General features: G+C 45.3%; 15 protein-coding genes. 9 read left to right on the top strand and 6 right to left on the bottom strand.

The window, feature by feature from the left end; all coding sequences use genetic code 11:
• A partial coding sequence (locus tag WAK81_RS04425) for a 4Fe-4S dicluster domain-containing protein (RefSeq protein WP_422195841.1) occupies window positions 1–176 on the top strand: 176 nt, incomplete at its 5' end.
• A 213-nt stretch (window positions 177–389) separates the two neighbouring features.
• Here the strand turns inward: WAK81_RS04425 and tusA are convergent.
• A complete protein-coding gene (gene tusA / locus WAK81_RS04420; RefSeq protein WP_004729361.1) occupies window positions 390–650 on the bottom strand; it encodes a sulfurtransferase TusA in 261 nt (86 codons plus the stop codon).
• A 201-nt stretch (window positions 651–851) separates the two neighbouring features.
• On the opposite strand from tusA, the gene WAK81_RS04415 reads away from it, so the two are divergent.
• The gene (locus tag WAK81_RS04415; protein WP_422195840.1) at window positions 852–1691 is read left to right on the top strand and encodes an HlyC/CorC family transporter; all 840 of its coding nucleotides are present in this window, start codon (window positions 852–854) and stop codon (window positions 1689–1691) included.
• Window positions 1688–3247 carry an apolipoprotein N-acyltransferase gene (gene lnt, locus WAK81_RS04410; protein ID WP_422195839.1) on the top strand — a complete coding sequence of 520 codons (1560 nt, stop codon included), beginning with the start codon at window positions 1688–1690 and terminating at the stop codon, window positions 3245–3247. The genes WAK81_RS04415 and lnt overlap by 4 nt, the downstream gene beginning before the upstream one ends.
• Window positions 3248–3394: 147 nt before the next feature.
• Here the strand turns inward: lnt and WAK81_RS04405 are convergent, their stop codons facing one another.
• From WAK81_RS04405 to gspF, 3 genes are all read right to left on the bottom strand, one after another.
• The gene (locus tag WAK81_RS04405) at window positions 3395–3730 is read right to left on the bottom strand and encodes a hypothetical protein (RefSeq protein ID WP_422195838.1); all 336 of its coding nucleotides are present in this window, start codon (window positions 3728–3730) and stop codon (window positions 3395–3397) included.
• A 504-nt stretch (window positions 3731–4234) separates the two neighbouring features.
• Entirely contained in the window at window positions 4235–4669 is a 435-nt protein-coding gene (gene gspG, locus WAK81_RS04400; protein ID WP_422195837.1) for a type II secretion system major pseudopilin GspG, read from the bottom strand.
• Between the two features lie 79 nt (window positions 4670–4748).
• Window positions 4749–5954, bottom strand: a complete 1206-nt coding sequence (gene gspF, locus WAK81_RS04395) for a type II secretion system inner membrane protein GspF (RefSeq protein ID WP_422195836.1) — start codon at window positions 5952–5954, stop codon at window positions 4749–4751.
• Between the two features lie 150 nt (window positions 5955–6104).
• On the opposite strand from gspF, the gene WAK81_RS04390 reads away from it, so the two are divergent.
• From WAK81_RS04390 to WAK81_RS04365, 6 genes are all read left to right on the top strand, one after another.
• Window positions 6105–8327 carry a primosomal protein N' gene (locus WAK81_RS04390; RefSeq protein WP_422195835.1) on the top strand — a complete coding sequence of 741 codons (2223 nt, stop codon included), beginning with the start codon at window positions 6105–6107 and terminating at the stop codon, window positions 8325–8327.
• A 76-nt stretch (window positions 8328–8403) separates the two neighbouring features.
• Window positions 8404–10257 (top strand): cation:proton antiporter, encoded by a 1854-nt coding sequence (locus WAK81_RS04385; RefSeq protein WP_422195834.1) that lies wholly within the window; start codon window positions 8404–8406, stop codon window positions 10255–10257.
• Window positions 10258–10307: 50 nt separating this feature from the next.
• Window positions 10308–11183 carry an Hsp33 family molecular chaperone HslO gene (locus tag WAK81_RS04380; protein ID WP_004647344.1) on the top strand — a complete coding sequence of 292 codons (876 nt, stop codon included), beginning with the start codon at window positions 10308–10310 and terminating at the stop codon, window positions 11181–11183.
• A 321-nt stretch (window positions 11184–11504) separates the two neighbouring features.
• The gene (locus WAK81_RS04375; RefSeq protein ID WP_422195833.1) at window positions 11505–11966 is read left to right on the top strand and encodes a DUF2147 domain-containing protein; all 462 of its coding nucleotides are present in this window, start codon (window positions 11505–11507) and stop codon (window positions 11964–11966) included.
• A 484-nt stretch (window positions 11967–12450) separates the two neighbouring features.
• Complete coding sequence (locus WAK81_RS04370) at window positions 12451–12780, top strand: chaperone modulator CbpM (protein ID WP_422195832.1); 330 nt, start codon at window positions 12451–12453, stop codon at window positions 12778–12780.
• A gap of 89 nt (window positions 12781–12869) precedes the next feature.
• Window positions 12870–13127, top strand: coding sequence for a YdcH family protein (locus WAK81_RS04365; protein ID WP_004278574.1), 258 nt, complete (start codon window positions 12870–12872; stop codon window positions 13125–13127).
• Window positions 13128–13241: 114 nt separating this feature from the next.
• Here the strand turns inward: WAK81_RS04365 and WAK81_RS04360 are convergent, their stop codons facing one another.
• Window positions 13242–14477, bottom strand: a complete 1236-nt coding sequence (locus WAK81_RS04360) for a magnesium transporter CorA family protein (protein WP_422195831.1) — start codon at window positions 14475–14477, stop codon at window positions 13242–13244.
• 247 nt (window positions 14478–14724) lie between these two features.
• The coding region (pnp, locus tag WAK81_RS04355; RefSeq protein ID WP_422195830.1) for a polyribonucleotide nucleotidyltransferase at window positions 14725–15797 on the bottom strand (1073 nt) is incomplete at its 5' end.

The following is a 15797-nucleotide window of genomic DNA, read 5'->3' as shown; positions in this document are numbered from 1 at the left end:
GTTACTGCCCGGCGGGGGTGTATGAAATCATGGAAAATAATGACGGTTCCAAGCGTTTCCAGATTAATGCAGCCAACTGTGTGCACTGCAAGACCTGTGACATCAAGGATCCGTCCCAGAACATCACCTGGGTGACACCAGAAGGTGGCGGTGGTCCAAATTACCCTAATATGTAATGTTAGGGTAATTCTTGCGCAGCAGTGCTGCTCATATCCGAATATTTAATCTGATCATCAGATAAAAAATAAACCCGCTTTTAAGCGGGTTTATTTATGGATAAATATTTAAAATTTCAGTTCTTGTCCATTCATCTATTTAATTTAGCAGATTTGTGGAATTTTATTTTCTAAATAGGGACAGCTCATTGAGCTCATCAGCCCTTGGTATTTTTAGCCGCCTTTCTTCACTAAATAATGAAATTCTTTATTGCCATTCTCATCCAGACGTTCTTCTTGCAATAGCAACTCATGTCCCAGATGCATACAGAATTTTGGAATATCCCACGACGTTGAATTATCTGTGGCAAACACCTCAACCACATCACCTGCCTTGGATTTACGGATCGCCTGATGCAACATCATCACTGGCTCAGGACAACGTAAACCTCGGGTATTCAATTGCAGGCTTGGAATAATTTCAGTTGGGGACATCGATAGACTCAGGATGGAAAGATCGCCATATTTTAGCATAAAGCTGCGATTACATTGCTGCTTTGCATACGTGGCCAGCTCCAAAATCAGCGCTGACTCACGCGATCAAGACTGAGCATCATATTTACAATAGACAAGCGTATTTTCTACGGTATGATAAAACCACGTTTTTTTAGATATTAAGAGTCTTCAGGAAAAATCATGCACGAGGAATCAGGCCCGTCGTGGGGTATGCGCGGCTTACGCAAATGGCTGGGAACTGCACCCGAAACTCGCGACGAACTGCTAAAATTAGTACAAGATTCACGTCGATTTTTAGAACCCGATACTGTTGCCATGCTTGAGGGCGTTCTTGACCTCCCGGCAACCAAAATTCGTGAAGTCATGACGCCTCGCACGTCCATGATCAGCTTACAGGAAGATGACCAGCTGCTGGATATCCTGCATGTGCTGGTCGAGTCTGCGCATTCACGTTTTCCGGTATTTTCATCCGATCAGACCGATAATGTAGTCGGCATTCTTTTGGCCAAGGATTTATTGCCTTTTCTGACTGAACCGACGGCCAAAGTCGATATTCGCGCGCTTATGCGTCAGCCTTTGTTTGTTCCAGAAAGTGCCCGCTCCGATCAGGTGCTGCGCATGCTGAAAAACACCCAGACGCATATTGCCGTAGTGATTGATGAATACGGTACGACTTCGGGTCTGGTGACACTAGAAGATATTCTAGAAGAAATTGTCGGTGAAATTGAAGATGAACATGACAATGCCGACGAAGAAGCACAGTACATTGTTCCGGACAATGATCCGACTACGGCCAATACCTGGGTGGTACAAGCGCTGACCCCAATTGAGCATTTCAATAATATGCTGGATGCGACTTTCTCGGATGATGAAGTGGAAACCATGGGTGGCTTGTTATTACAGGAAATTGGTCTGGTGAGTGACCTTGAAGGTCAAACCATTGAACTGGAAAACTGGCAATTTACCATTCTTGAAGCAGATTCACGCTCTATTCACCTGATTCGAGCCGTGCGCCAATGAGAGCGTATTTCGATAAGCTGTTGAGTTCGTCTCAACAGCAAAAACCTTTGCCGCTGATCTATCCTATTTTAATTGCCTTATTTGCAGGTGCCATATTTAGTTTGGCACTGGCTCCCTATCACTACTGGTGGCTGGCGATTCTGTCTCCGGCACTGCTCTATGCCTGCCTGCGCGGACGTACTGCAAAACAGGCCTTTGGCATTGGCTGGGCTTATGGGATTGGCTTGTGGTTTGTCGGCGCATTCTGGCTCTATACCTCGATTCATGTCTATGGCGATACCAGTGCATTTCTGAGCGTCGTGATGATCCTGATTATGGCGCTAGTGATGGGTCTGTTTAGTGCCGTTCAAACGTTTGTCTATCGCCGCTTTTTCCCGGAAACTCCTTTAACTTTTGCTCCGCTCTGGGTGCTGTTTGAATGGTCCAAGACTTGGGTCTTTACCGGTTTCCCGTGGCTGTTTGCTGGCTATGCCTTTACCGAACGCTACTTGGATGCTTATGCGCCTTTATTCGGGGTGTTCGGGGTGTCTTTCGTGGTGATCATTCTGGCCTGTGCGCTGGTTGAAATTCTGAATAGACGCCTGTTCTGGGCTATTCCTTCGGCAGTTTTATTACTCGGTGCGTGGGGCGCAGCACAGCTGACGTTTGTAGAGCAAAAAAATCAAAAGCCTTTAACTGTTTCCCTGATTCAGGGCAATATTCCGCAAGACTTGAAATGGCTGACTGAATATCAGGTGAAGACCTTATTGATTTATGCCAATTTGAGTAAAACCGAATGGGGCCGAGATCTGATCGTCTGGCCGGAATCTTCGATTCCCATGTTCCAGACTGATATTGAAGCCTTTCTGGAAGCCATGAAAGTACAGGCTGAAAAATCGGGTACGGCCTGGGTGACCGGCATTCCGTATTGGGATTTAGCAGAATCACAGGCTGCAGGTTATCCAAAATATTACAATAGTATTATGGCCAGCGGAGATGAATCGGATGGGCTGTACAAGAAACAGCGTCTGGTTCCGTTTGGTGAATACATTCCCTTATCTGGCTGGTTGAGCTGGGTCTTGCCAGGTCTGCAGAATGATCCATCCATGAGCGGTTTTACCCGGGGTGCAGATCATCAAAAACCATTGAATGTGAAAAATCATCCTTTGGGTTCTGCAATTTGCTATGAAGTGGCTTACCCGAATTTGACCCGTCGCAATGCCAGCCAAAGCGATTTTCTGGTGACCGTGTCTAATGATGCCTGGTTTACTGGCACGGCAGGACCATTACAGCATCTGCAGATGGTGCAAATGCGTGCCAAAGAAAATGGCCGCTGGTTTATCCGGGCTACCAATACCGGTGTCACCGCATTTATTGACCACAATGGCCACATCGTGAAAAAAGCCCCGGTGGATCAGGAAGCGGTATTACGTGGTGAACTTCCAGCCATGCAGGGTGAAACGCTGTATATGAAACTCAGCGACTGGCCAGTGATGATCTTCTCGGTTCTGCTTTTGCTTATGGGATGGCGTTTTCGCCCACGTAAAGTGGATGTCAGCTTTAAGTCAAGAAGATAATTTCTTCAAGTCCCCCTTTTACAAAGGGGGACTTAGGGGAATTCCTGAATATAGCATCTTATCAATCCCTCCTAAGCTCCCTTTACGAAAGGGAGAAACACTCAAGGCAATAAAAAACCGAGGCTTCGCTTTATATCTCTTTAAAACTTAAAACTGTACAGCCAAATAACACAACATACTGGCAAGAGACAGCATCGGCACATGACGATAGATCTGAACCAGTGTCTGCTCAAATGCTGAACCTTGTTCGGCTTGAATGCGAACTACACTCGCGTTTAATGCTGACCAGAAACACAAGGCCAATAAACTACTCATCAAGCTGATAGCAAAAAAAGCCACCATAATCTGGCTGCTGCCTTCGGTGCTCTGCCATAAATGGATGATAGCCTGACTGATCGGCAACATGCTTAAAACCAGAAGAACAGATTTCAGCATCGACCAATGAAATTGATTGATTTCATCTCTCAAGATTAATGCCTTCATATGCTTCTCCGTTGGCGAGTCAAGTGCCATTCAGATCATTATGAGCTTTTTTAAATAAATAGAAAGTGTATGTTTATTCATATTTTACGAGAATTGTAATAGATAAATATGGGAATAATTCTTATTATAACTCGCATATCGATTTTATTATTTCATTATTATAAATATCATTAACTTACATTATATTTAATAATTAAGAGTTATTATCACTTCACTTCGTATTGAAATAGCCTATTCAGTAAATTGATATATTCCATCTATCTAGAATTTATAATGATTCTCAATGCAGTTTTTTCATAAATCATTTTTTTCTAATCACTACAAAAGAAATTCCCCTCTCCTTTTAGGAGACTTGCGGAGCATACTCCTCAGGGAGAGGTTTTTATAAAAACTCCCTCATCCTCTTGTGAAGCAATGCTTCTCATCCCAGAGGGAGAAGAGACTTTCAATATCCATTTAAATATGAATAGAACGATCATTTTTTGATTTATGAAAGATATCTAATTAAGGCTGATAATAGATATCGGCATCTGTTCCTTCACCACCCGATTGACCATCTGCACCAAATGAATACAGATCGAAGCTGCGGCCATCGGTGCCCGGAATCACATATTGCAGTTCATTATCCCAGCTGTCTTTTGGAAAACCGCCTTTGACATAACCGCCCGGCACCCAGTTTTTTGTAGTTGCTGGCTGATTCACCAGTGCATCCAGACCACCTTCCTGCATACTTGGATACTTGCCATTGTCCAGTTTGTATTGATCCAGTGAACCTGCAATGCTTTGTAACTTGATCACGGTGGTATCTACTTTGGCCTTTTCACCACGTCCCATCACGTTCGGAACAATCAGCGCAGCAAGCACACCGAGAATAACAATCACCACCATGACTTCGATTAAGGTAAAGCCTGTCTGTTTATTTAATTGATTCCTTTTCATTCAATCTCTCTCACTTATTTGCATCATTCAGAATTTCCACTTGAATCTTGATCACAGAAAAATTCTAAGCGGTTTCTGTCTAAATCATATTATTCATATTCACAATTGGCAGCATGACCGCAATCACAATCACCAGAACAATACTGGCCATCAGCACCAGCATTAAAGGTTCCAGCAAGGCCAGTAAAGTTGAAATCAAGGTGGTCACTTCGCGATCCTGCATCTGTGAAGCACGTTCCAGCATGCGGTCCAGTTCACCAGATGCTTCACCACTTTTGATCATTTGTACCATCATCGGCGGGAAATAACCACTGCGTTCCAATTGGGTTGCCAGGTTACCACCTTCGGTTACTTTTTCAGCGGCCAGATTCACCGCATCACGGATTACCCAATTATTACTGACTGCAGCTCCAATCCGTAATGCATCGACCAGTGGCACGCCAGACTGGGTCAAAATGGATAAGGTACTGGCAAAACGCGCGGCATTAATCCCACGTGACAGTTTGCCGAATAAAGGTAATTTTAAGGTCAGACGGTCAAAGGCATAATGCCCGGCAGTGGTTCTTAAAAACCGGACCAATAGGAAAATCCCCAAAGCAGCACCGATCAATAAAAATGGCCAGGCAATGCGGATAAAATCACTGGCTTTCATCAAGGCCACGGTAATCCAGGGCAAGGCGTCTTTACTCTGATCAAAAGTCTTAACGATATCTGGCACCACATAGGTCATCAGCCCCATCACAATCGCAAAGGACATCAGCATCAGGATAATCGGATAGACCATCGCACCCTGAATTTTTTTCTGCATGGCAAACCGGTTTTCGGTATAGTCAGCCAACTGATCCAGAATCAGGTCCAGATGTCCGGAACGCTCACCGGCCGCAATCGTGGCAATATACAGCTCGGGAAACCGTCCCGATTGCTGCAAGCCCTGCGCCAGACTATGCCCTTCTACCACTTTGGAGCGCACTGACATCAGCAGGTTTTGTACATGCACTTTTTCACTTTGCTTACCGACGGCGCGAATGGCTTCTTCCAGTGGAATTGCGGCGGCGACCAGCACGGATAGCTGCCGGGTCATCAGAGCCAGATCGTAGGCGGTGATGCTTTTTTCAAACCATTTTCGACGATGCTGCAGGTCTTTTTTTTCGACAGGATCAACAGAGACCGGAATAAGGGCTTTATCCCGTAATTGTTGCCGGATCTGACGTGCAGAATCCCCCTCCAGCACGCCTTTTTGCTGCTTTCCTGAAGCATCAAGCGCAATAAACTGATATGCAGGCATTGTAATGCTCTAATTTTCCAAAATTTTGCTCAACGCTGTTGCGTCAGACCACCGAAATCATTCATATTCTTTGATATAAATTATTTGCTCACTCTAACATAATCAAACTTTAAGCACGACGAAATTTCTTCAGGATCTCCACCCCAAGATATGCAAAATTCTCACACCGATTCAAGTCCACTTTATCGCGTACGCGTTGCTGTACCTGTACATGTATTTGATTGTTTTGATTACACGATGAGTGCAGAACAGTTTGAACAAGCACAGATTGGCGCACGTGTACTGGTGTCGTTTGGTCGGCAGAATCTGGTCGGGGTGATTATCGAAAAACTGTCCGCAGACACCCCTCTCGACCCACGCTTTAAACTTAAGGCAGTGACCGAACTGCTCGATGAACGCGCCATTATAGATGGCAAAGTTTTAAGTTTGTTGACATGGTCAGCACAGTATTACCAGTTCCCGATCGGTGAAGTCGTCCACAGTGCCCTGCCAACCTTGCTGCGTCAGGGCAAGCCTTATAACCTGCTGGCCCGTACTTGGAAATTGCTGGACCCTGATGCCGAGGCCAAAGTACGCCGTTCGGACAAGCAGCAGGAAGCCTACCGGATTTTAAAACTGCATCCAGTCGGGACCACTGAAAATGTGCTGAATATGGCCGGGATTGAAACCGCGACCTTAAAAGCATTAGAGAAAAAAGAGATTTGTGCCTGTGTGCTGGAGCCACAAGATTTCAGTCCGCAGCCGATGCAACTGGCACAGATGCCGCTAACTGCCAATCCTGAACAAAAACATGCAGTCGAACAGGTATTAAAATATCGCAATCAATATCAGGCTTTTTTACTGGATGGTTTGACCGGCAGCGGTAAAACTGAAGTGTATTTGCAGATCATGGAGCAGGTACTGAAACAGGGCAAACAGGTGCTGGTGCTGGTACCGGAAATCGGCCTGACGCCGCAAACCATCAGCCGTTTTCAGTCCCGTTTCCATTGCCATATTGCGCTACTGCATTCCGGACTGAATGATTCCAAACGGCTACAAGCCTGGCAGTCGGCAGAAACTGGCAAAGCCTCAATCGTACTCGGTACACGTTCCGCCATTTATACGCCAATGCCGAATCTGGGCCTGATCATTCTGGATGAAGAACATGACCTGTCCTTTAAACAGCAGGAGGGCTTCCGCTATCATGCCCGAGATGTCGCCCTGTACCGCGGCCATTTACAGCAATGTCCGGTAATCTTAGGGTCAGCCACACCAAGTATTGACAGTTATGCGCTGGTGCAACATGGCAAGATGCAGGCACTGGAGCTGAACCAGCGTGCCGGCACGGCCTTGATGCCCAAAATCCATATTCTGGATTTAAAAGTCGCACAGAAGCAGCATGGGATTAGCCTGCAATTGATTCAGGACATCAAAAAGCGTCTGGAGAAAAAAGAACAGGTGCTGATTTTTTTAAACCGCCGTGGCTATGCTCCTGTCCTGCTTTGTGGCAGCTGTGGCTGGCAGGCGCAATGTCCGCACTGTGATGCCAACTTCACTGTACACCGCCAGCCTTATCAGCATCTGCATTGCCATCACTGCGGCACTATTCACCGCATGCCGGAACACTGCCCGCAATGTCAGCATCAGGAATTGGTTACACTGGGTATGGGCACTGGCAAAGTCGAAGAACATCTAAATGAACTCTTTCCGGATTTTGAGGTGATTCGGGTCGATCGCGATTCCACTAGTCGAGTTGGCAGCTGGCAGAAAATCTATGACAAGATTCAGAAAAGCGAACCGGCGATTCTGCTCGGCACCCAGATGCTGGCCAAAGGCCATCATTTTCCTTATGTGACGCTGGTGGCGATTCTGGATATTGACTCCGGTCTGCTGAGTGTGGATTTCCGTGCTACTGAACGGACTGCACAGCTGATCGTGCAGGTGGCTGGCCGTGCCGGACGTGGTGAACACAAGGGTGATGTCTATCTACAAACGCTCAGGCCTGATCATGTCCTGCTGAACACCTTAGTGAATGAAAATTATCGTGTGTTTGCCCAGCAAACCTTAAAAGAGCGGCAGATGGCCAGAATGCCACCCTATCGTTATGCCATCCTGATTCGCTGTGAATCCAAGGATCAGGCACAAAATACCGAATTCTTACAGAAACATGCAGCACTCCTCAGGCAATATCCTGATCTGGTACTGGATATCTGGGGACCGATTCCTGCGCCAATGGAACGCAAGGCCGGACGCTATCAATCACATATGGTGCTATTGTCAGTGGATCGTCCACGTTTGCATTACTATGTGCGTAGCTGGTGGCAAAACATGCTGCAGGACAAACCTTCCAGCATGAAACTCACGCTGGACATCGACCCTCAGGAACTGAGCTAAAAAATATTGCGCCTGAGCATCGATCCAGAATACGAGACTGCAAGTCTGGATCAAAAATTAAATTTAGGGCAGGAAAATGTCGATACTGTTACAAATAACACTGGTTCTGGTAATTGCACTGTTGATGGTGCCACTGAGTAAAAGACTCAGATTGCCAAGCGTGCTGGGCTATCTGTTAACAGGGATCATCTTAAGTCCAAGCCTTTTGCATCTGATTCAGGCACCCGAAGTCATGAGTAGTTTCATGCAAGTCAGCCTGATGACGCTAATGTTCTGGATCGGCCTGCAACTCAGACCACAACGCATTGTCCAGATCAGCCCATCCCTGTGGATGATGGCTGCCTTACAGGTACTAATCAGCGCTCTGATTTTTACGCTCATGGCCTGGGTTTTCCTTCAACAAAGCCTGCTCGCCAGCATTGTGATTGGACTCGCCGGCAGTTTGTCCGCCATGACACTGGTCATTCAACAGTTGAACAACCAGCAACAGTTCGCCACCAGTTATGGCCAGCAGGCCTATTCGATCCTGCTGATTCATGCTCTGTTGGCCATTCTGGTGATTGCAGCCATTCCATTATTTGCCGGGATTCGCTCGACCGAACATGGCGTGGCCTACTTTGCTGCCCTCATCGCGACGTTGAGCGGTCTGTTCCTGTGTAATCGTTACCTGATGCAACCGCTGTATCGTTGGATTGCCAAAAGTGGCAGTCACGAATTGCACGCGATTGTGGCGATTGCGGTGACCTTGGCATTGTTAGTGTTGATGAATACCCTCGGCCTGAATCTATTTCTCGGTGCCTTATTTGCCGGCATTTTACTGGCAGATTCAGATTTTCGGCCTGCAGTAGAAAGTACGATTCGGCCTTTTCAAGGCATATTGATTGGTTTGGCGTTTATCGGTCTGGGCATGTCCTTACAGCTACCCGATCTGTTGAATCATCCCTGGATGATTCTGGCCGGTGCTTTAGCTTTGCTATTGGTCAAGTTTGCCATTACATTGGCCTTGGCACGTTATCATCGAAATAGCTGGCGCAATAGCACCTTGCTGGCAGCCAGTCTGGCACAAGGCGGCGAATTTGCCTTACTGGCACTGGTGATTGCGGTATCCGACCAGATTATTGCGGCCAATCTACTGTCCCCCTTGCTGTGGATGGTGAGTTTTTCCTTGCTACTGACGCCAGCATTTTACGGCTTATTACATAGCCAGATTTTACCGCGTCTGGATCGTCACAATCATCTGGCAGCGACCTTCAAAACCGATTCCAATCCTCAAACCAGTACACCGATTTTGCTGATTGGCTTTGGCCGGTTCGGGCAAATCATCGCCCGGATTTTACTGCAACAGCAACACGCCTTTAGTGTCATGGACAGCAATGTGCAAGCCACTGAACTTCTGGCACAGTACGATATCCCTTTTTATCAGGCAGATGCGACAGAGCCGGAAGCCTTGATACAGACCGGCGTTGCCACAGCGCAACAGGTGATTGTGGCGATTGACGATATTGAAGATTCGATGCTGGTCGTACGGCATCTGCGACTGAATTATCCTGAAACCTGTTTATGGGTACGTGCCCGTGACCGGCATCATGTACATTTATTGCAGGATTTGGGCGTGAAACACATCTGGCGTGAAACTTATCTTTCAGCCTTAGAACTCAGTCAGGCCTTACTAAACCAGCTCAATCCTGACCCGGAAGACAGCCAGCAACAGATTAAAAATTTCCGTGAACAGGATGAAAAACTGCTCAACAGCCAATATCATCTGGATTCAGATGAACACCCAAATTATGAAAATCAGCGTAGCAGTTTGGCTGAACTGGAGCATCTGTTTGCCCAGGATCAACGCCATAAAGCGCAAAAACAGGATACACAGCAGCAACAGGATACAAACGGCGCAGGAATTGATACGTTAAGAGATGAACTGTCATAACTTGTGTTTTACAATAATGACACCATTAAAGCAGGGTTATGGAGAATTTTATGTCTGATTTACGCCAACGCTTTTTTATTGAAGATAGCCCTGTTCGTGGTGAAGTGGTGCATCTTGAAGAAGCTTTACAAACCATTTTAGCGCAACGTGACTATGCACCTGCAGTTAAAATCCTGCTAGGTGAAATGCTCAGTGCCACTGCACTGCTGGCCAGCACATTGAAGATTAAAGGGCGTATCAGCCTGCAAATTCAGGCATCAGGCACATTTAAATGGGCCATGGCTGAATGTAACCATCTGGGTGAAGTTCGCGCTTTGGCTGACTATGAAGAAGACCCGCACTTTCTGGTCGGTGAAGACAGCAGTACCGTGTTGAAGTCACTAACTTCTCCAGTTCTGTTCATCAATATCGAACCAGAATTTGGCGAGCGTTATCAGGGAATTGTACCCCTTGATAAAGAAAATCTGGCGGGCTGTCTGATGCAGTATTATGACCTGTCTGCACAGATTCCAACGCGCATTGTACTGGCGAGCGACCATCAGCGTGCAGGTGGTTTACTGATTCAGTTGTTACCACGTAATAGTGAAGAAGAACAACGCCGGGTAGATGAAGACCTATGGCCACGTCTGACCATGCTCACAGAGACTCTAAAAACTGAAGAGTTAGTCGGTTTGCAAGCTACTGATATTCTGTACCGTTTATATAACGAAGAAGAAGTGCGTCTGCCAGATACGGAAGTGTTGAAGTTTGGTTGTACCTGCTCTAAAGAGCGTTGTGCAGTCGCTTTACAGCAAATCGGCGTAGAGTCGATCCGTGAAACTCTGGAATTCCAGAATCCGATCGAGATGGACTGTCAGTTCTGTAACAGCCAATATACCTTTACCGCTGAAGAAGCCTTGGGTCTATTTGGTAAACACCTGAGCTAAGCAGTTCTAATCATTAAGTTTAAAAGCATTCCCCGGAATGCTTTTTTTATATTTTAACACCTGGTCGACTGAGCTCAACAGAGCGTATTCCCCTACAGTAGAAAACCTGTCTGCTCCCTGAATCAAACTCTCATGTAAATCCAATCCAAGAATCCCTGTTAAATTATAAGATTATTCACATCAATAAAACCTGAATATTCATCATTTTCAAAAAATTATGAGAAAGACTGCACAGTTCATACTCTTGATTTAATTATGCTTTTAAAATAAATTAGAGCAATAATTCTAAAATGAATACATCATCAATTTAACAGGTATGTTATGAGAAAATTATTGAATACTCTAGTAATAGGGATGAGTTTGGCCGCAGTTTCTAGCTTGGCCTTTGCCTATGAAGATCCGTTATTGGGTAAATGGAAAACCATCGATGATCAGTCTGGTTATTCTCGTGCGGATGTAGAAATTCGCAAGAAAGCAGATGGTAGCTATGAAGGGGTGATTGTCGAAACACGCAGCTTGCCTGGCGCAGAGAAAATGGGGATCTGTCATAAATGTCCAGGTCAGCTCAAGAACAAGCCTTTTCTAGGCCTGCCGTTTATCTGGGATTTTAAGGCAGATCCGAAAAAGCCACGTGAATACCATGATGGCAAAGTACTTGATCCGATCAGTGGCAAAGTTTACAAAGGTAAAGCACGCTTAAGTGCCAATGGCAAGCGTCTGACCTTGCGTGGTTATGTCGGGGTATCGGTAATTGGCCGCAGTGTAACCTGGGTAAAATATTAATTTCAGAAAGATTTTCAAAGCCCCATATCAGGGGGCTTTTTTCTTTGTCATGATTTGAAACAATAAGGTACAAATAAAAACTGTTTTGGGGCAGGCAAAGTCATAATAATGGATCGAAGACGGTTATTTTTTATCTATTTATGATGATCAATCTTCAGCCTTGTTCAATTCTGCCCTTTGGTCTGCTTTGCGGCCCTCATATGGCACCCTCTATTCAACACAGGAAAGTGATTGAATACGCTTTGTCGATAACACATAAAATTATAAAAACAACTTCAGCTTTAACCTTCTTTGCCTCGCATGCTGCTGATAGAAATTCGGTCAGACCGACTGATTCATCAACTACCAGCGCATCCCGACTCTTCACTCATGATCATTTGAGTCATCACTCTGAGTCTGCATGTCCAAGGATTGGAAAGCGTTCTATTTTAGCACCTTCCCCTTCTCCGGATTTTGCACACTTGGCTGTTTAAGGAGTAGACCCATGACTACGATTCAGTACCAAGAAAGTTTTTCCCACGGTTATACCCCCTCAGAAATTATGGACGATCGTTCATTTGACTTGATCCACTTTGCAGAAGCATGTGGACAAAGCCCGGAATGGGTCATGCAGTTAATAGAACATGGAATTTTACCAAATCGTTCTGCAACCCCGACCAGCACTTTCCTCGGTGAAGATATCTCGCGGGCACAACGCGCCTATCGCCTGCAACGCGATTTTGATGCCTCATTTAGCGCCGTTGCCATGATGCTGGACCTCATCGATGAAGTGCAAGAGTTACGCCGCGAGGTCAAACATTTGCACTTCAAGTAAATCCTTTTCATGTTCTGTCGATCTGCATTTTCCAGTGCAGATCAGAACATATTTATATTTAATTTTATGATTAGAGTATAAAAATCCCTATGAAAACCAAAGATTGCAATAAGAAAATCAAATACATGTTTCCCGAATACCGCGACTTGATTGTGCAACTTCGCGAGGAAAATCCCTACTTTGCCAAGTTATTCGAGGAACATAATGAGCTGGACAAAGAAATCAGCCAGCTTGAACTTGATCCAGTCAATCATATCAACAATGATATTGAAGCGATCAAGCGTAAAAAACTAAAACTCAAGGATGAAATCTATAAAATACTGACTCGAACAGCTCAAGTGGAGTGATCAGCAGAACAGAGTGTTGATTTCTACAGAGCTAATCTAAAATTGAAGCCCACTGATCTACGTGTGCTTGAAAAATAGGACAACCTTTATAAATATCGATTGATAAAGGTAGCTCTATTTTAATTTGGTCAGCTTTTCAACTTCTTTCATGGTCTCTTTCACTGATTGCTTAATCGGCTCATAGTCAAGGAACCAGAACAGATTCACGTGTTGATTCTTATGCTGTTGTGCCAGTAGATCAATCACACTGCGCTCCCCTCGGCCGACCAGATGTCTGCGATAGAAATAATACACCAGCAATACCGTGCTAATGAACATGATCATTAACATACTCCAGAACCCGACAGGAGATTTCGCCCCCGGAATAAAGTCAAAGTTCATCCCGTAAATCCCGGTCAATAAGGTCAGCGGTGCAAAAATAGCGGTAATTATCGCCAAGATGCGCATATTTTCATTGGTCTGATTGGCAATGGCTGAAAAATGCAGGTCGATGGCCGCCTGAATCGAGGTACGCAAACGAACAGTGTGTTTTTGGATGCGCTCTACATGGCTGACCAGGTCATTCATTCGGACCAGCATAATATCCTGCCGTTCCGACTTCTTCTTGCCTTTCAAGTGCGGATAATTATCGATAATTTCATCTCGCAGTTCTTGCAAGGTATCAATTTGCTCTTCACAGAGATTTTCCACTTGTTGAAAAGACATGCTTTCTTGCAATAACTGGTTCCATTTGGTAAAGCGGCGATGCCCCTGTAATAACTCCTGTTGCCAGAATTCAACCCGTCGGGTTAAAGGCACACGTAAATCCAAATAACCATCCACCATGCTATTCAGTAAACGTAACGATAAATCCAGCGGGGTCATCGGGAGTTTTCGTGACTTATTCTGTTCCTGAGTGGAACGGATCACATGGGTTTCAATACGGGAAATATAATTTTTTATTGCTTTATTGCCTTGCTCACGTACTGTAATCAGCACTTGAGGAGTCATGATAAAACTAATCGGAGTAGTCGCCAGACCAAACACTTTTTCATGCTGTTCCAGCGCCTGCTCACCGCTCTCGATGTCATCATCAGGGGTAATCAGCTTGCGAAAAATAAGCAGCTCATAGTCATCCATGCTATCAAATACACAAGGATGTTCTAAATTAAGAATATCGTTTACATGCAATTCGTTTAGGTATAAATGGGTCTGCTGTTCTATTTCTTTTTGCCAAGTCTCAGCCCGATTAACCACATCTGCCCGGGTATAGTCGATCCAGATAAATTCAGGTTCGGCTTGAGCAATAGGCTCTTTTTGTACAAAAATATGATGTTCGGTCGGATGTTGGTAAAAATAATAAACCTGCATTAAGACAATTCTCTATTCACAATTCTGCTTTTTGTTGTTGCAGGATAGAGCTAGGCTTTCCCCATCTATCCGTCTTAAAATTATGAGCCGAGCCGAAGACTTAAGCAATCCAATCAGTCTTTATTTGCGTAGCAGAATCTTATTGAAGGCATAAAAAAAGCCCTGAGCCAGCCAGAATTATTCTTCTGACGAAACTCAAGGCTTTTTATATATTCACATCGGTTAACCGATGTGAATATTCAAACCATTATACTTGTTCGATGTCTTTCATCGTCAATTTGATACGGCCACGGTTATCAACATCCGCAACCTGTACTTTCACTTCTTGACCTTCTTTCAATACATCTGCCACGTTCGCAATGCGTTCGTTTGAGATTTGAGAGATATGAAGCAAGCCATCAGTACCTGGAAGGATATTCACGAACGCACCGAATTCAACAATACGAATCACTTTACCTACGTAGATTGTACCTGGTTCGATTTCAGCAGTAAGCGCCTGGATCTTGGCAACTGCAGCTTGCGCAGCCGCTTTAGTTTCACCAAATACGCGAACTGTACCATTATCTTCGATATCGATCGCCGCTTTAGTTTCTTCAGTGATCGCACGAATAGTCGCGCCGCCTTTACCGATCACATCACGGATTTTATCCGGGTTGATGTTGATCACCTGGAATGTCGGTGCGTGCATCGAAATTTCAGGACGCGCACGTGAAATCACCTGGTTCATCTCATTCAAGATGTGCATACGACCAGCATAAGCCTGGTTCAATGCAGATTCCATGATCTCTTCAGTGATACCTTCGATCTTGATGTCCATTTGTAGCGCAGTAATACCGTTTGCAGAACCAGCTACTTTAAAGTCCATGTCGCCCAAGTGATCTTCATCACCCAAGATGTCAGAAAGCACGGCAAAACGCTCGCCTTCTTTCACAAGGCCCATCGCAATACCTGCAACCGGTGCTTTCAATGGCACACCCGCATCCATCAATGCAAGTGATGCACCACAGACAGATGCCATAGAAGATGAACCGTTTGATTCAGTGATGTCCGATACTACACGAAGCACATACGGGAAGCGGTCAGCAGGTGGAAGAACCGCCTGTACACCACGACGCGCCAAACGGCCATGACCGATTTCACGACGTTTAGGACCAGTTTCACGGCCTGTTTCACCCACAGAGTAAGCCGGGAAGTTATAGTGCAACATGAAGTTGTCAGTTTTAGTACCAGAAAGTGTATCTACCATCAAGGCATCACGAGTATTACCCAGAGTTGCTGTGACCAAAGCCTGAGTTTCACCACGGGTAAACAATGCTGAAC

This window comes from Acinetobacter sp. (assembly GCF_049284435.1).
Lineage (GTDB): Bacteria > Pseudomonadota > Gammaproteobacteria > Pseudomonadales > Moraxellaceae > Acinetobacter.
The sequence above is the reverse complement of the archived record's forward strand: the minus strand, read 5'-3'. Positions and strand labels throughout refer to the sequence as shown.

What these genes read in the sequence shown, in the direction of transcription:
- tusA (WP_004729361.1), bottom strand. Translation starts at nt 650, where the DNA reads ATGTCCCCAACTGAAATTATTCCAAGCCTGCAATTGAATACCCGAGGT.
- WAK81_RS04415 (WP_422195840.1), top strand. Translation starts at nt 852, where the DNA reads ATGCACGAGGAATCAGGCCCGTCGTGGGGTATGCGCGGCTTACGCAAA.
- lnt (WP_422195839.1), top strand. Translation starts at nt 1,688, where the DNA reads ATGAGAGCGTATTTCGATAAGCTGTTGAGTTCGTCTCAACAGCAAAAA.
- WAK81_RS04405 (WP_422195838.1), bottom strand. Translation starts at nt 3,730, where the DNA reads ATGAAGGCATTAATCTTGAGAGATGAAATCAATCAATTTCATTGGTCG.
- gspG (WP_422195837.1), bottom strand. Translation starts at nt 4,669, where the DNA reads ATGAAAAGGAATCAATTAAATAAACAGACAGGCTTTACCTTAATCGAA.
- gspF (WP_422195836.1), bottom strand. Translation starts at nt 5,954, where the DNA reads ATGCCTGCATATCAGTTTATTGCGCTTGATGCTTCAGGAAAGCAGCAA.
- WAK81_RS04390 (WP_422195835.1), top strand. Translation starts at nt 6,105, where the DNA reads ATGCAAAATTCTCACACCGATTCAAGTCCACTTTATCGCGTACGCGTT.
- WAK81_RS04385 (WP_422195834.1), top strand. Translation starts at nt 8,404, where the DNA reads ATGTCGATACTGTTACAAATAACACTGGTTCTGGTAATTGCACTGTTG.
- WAK81_RS04380 (WP_004647344.1), top strand. Translation starts at nt 10,308, where the DNA reads ATGTCTGATTTACGCCAACGCTTTTTTATTGAAGATAGCCCTGTTCGT.
- WAK81_RS04375 (WP_422195833.1), top strand. Translation starts at nt 11,505, where the DNA reads ATGAGAAAATTATTGAATACTCTAGTAATAGGGATGAGTTTGGCCGCA.
- WAK81_RS04370 (WP_422195832.1), top strand. Translation starts at nt 12,451, where the DNA reads ATGACTACGATTCAGTACCAAGAAAGTTTTTCCCACGGTTATACCCCC.
- WAK81_RS04365 (WP_004278574.1), top strand. Translation starts at nt 12,870, where the DNA reads ATGAAAACCAAAGATTGCAATAAGAAAATCAAATACATGTTTCCCGAA.
- WAK81_RS04360 (WP_422195831.1), bottom strand. Translation starts at nt 14,477, where the DNA reads ATGCAGGTTTATTATTTTTACCAACATCCGACCGAACATCATATTTTT.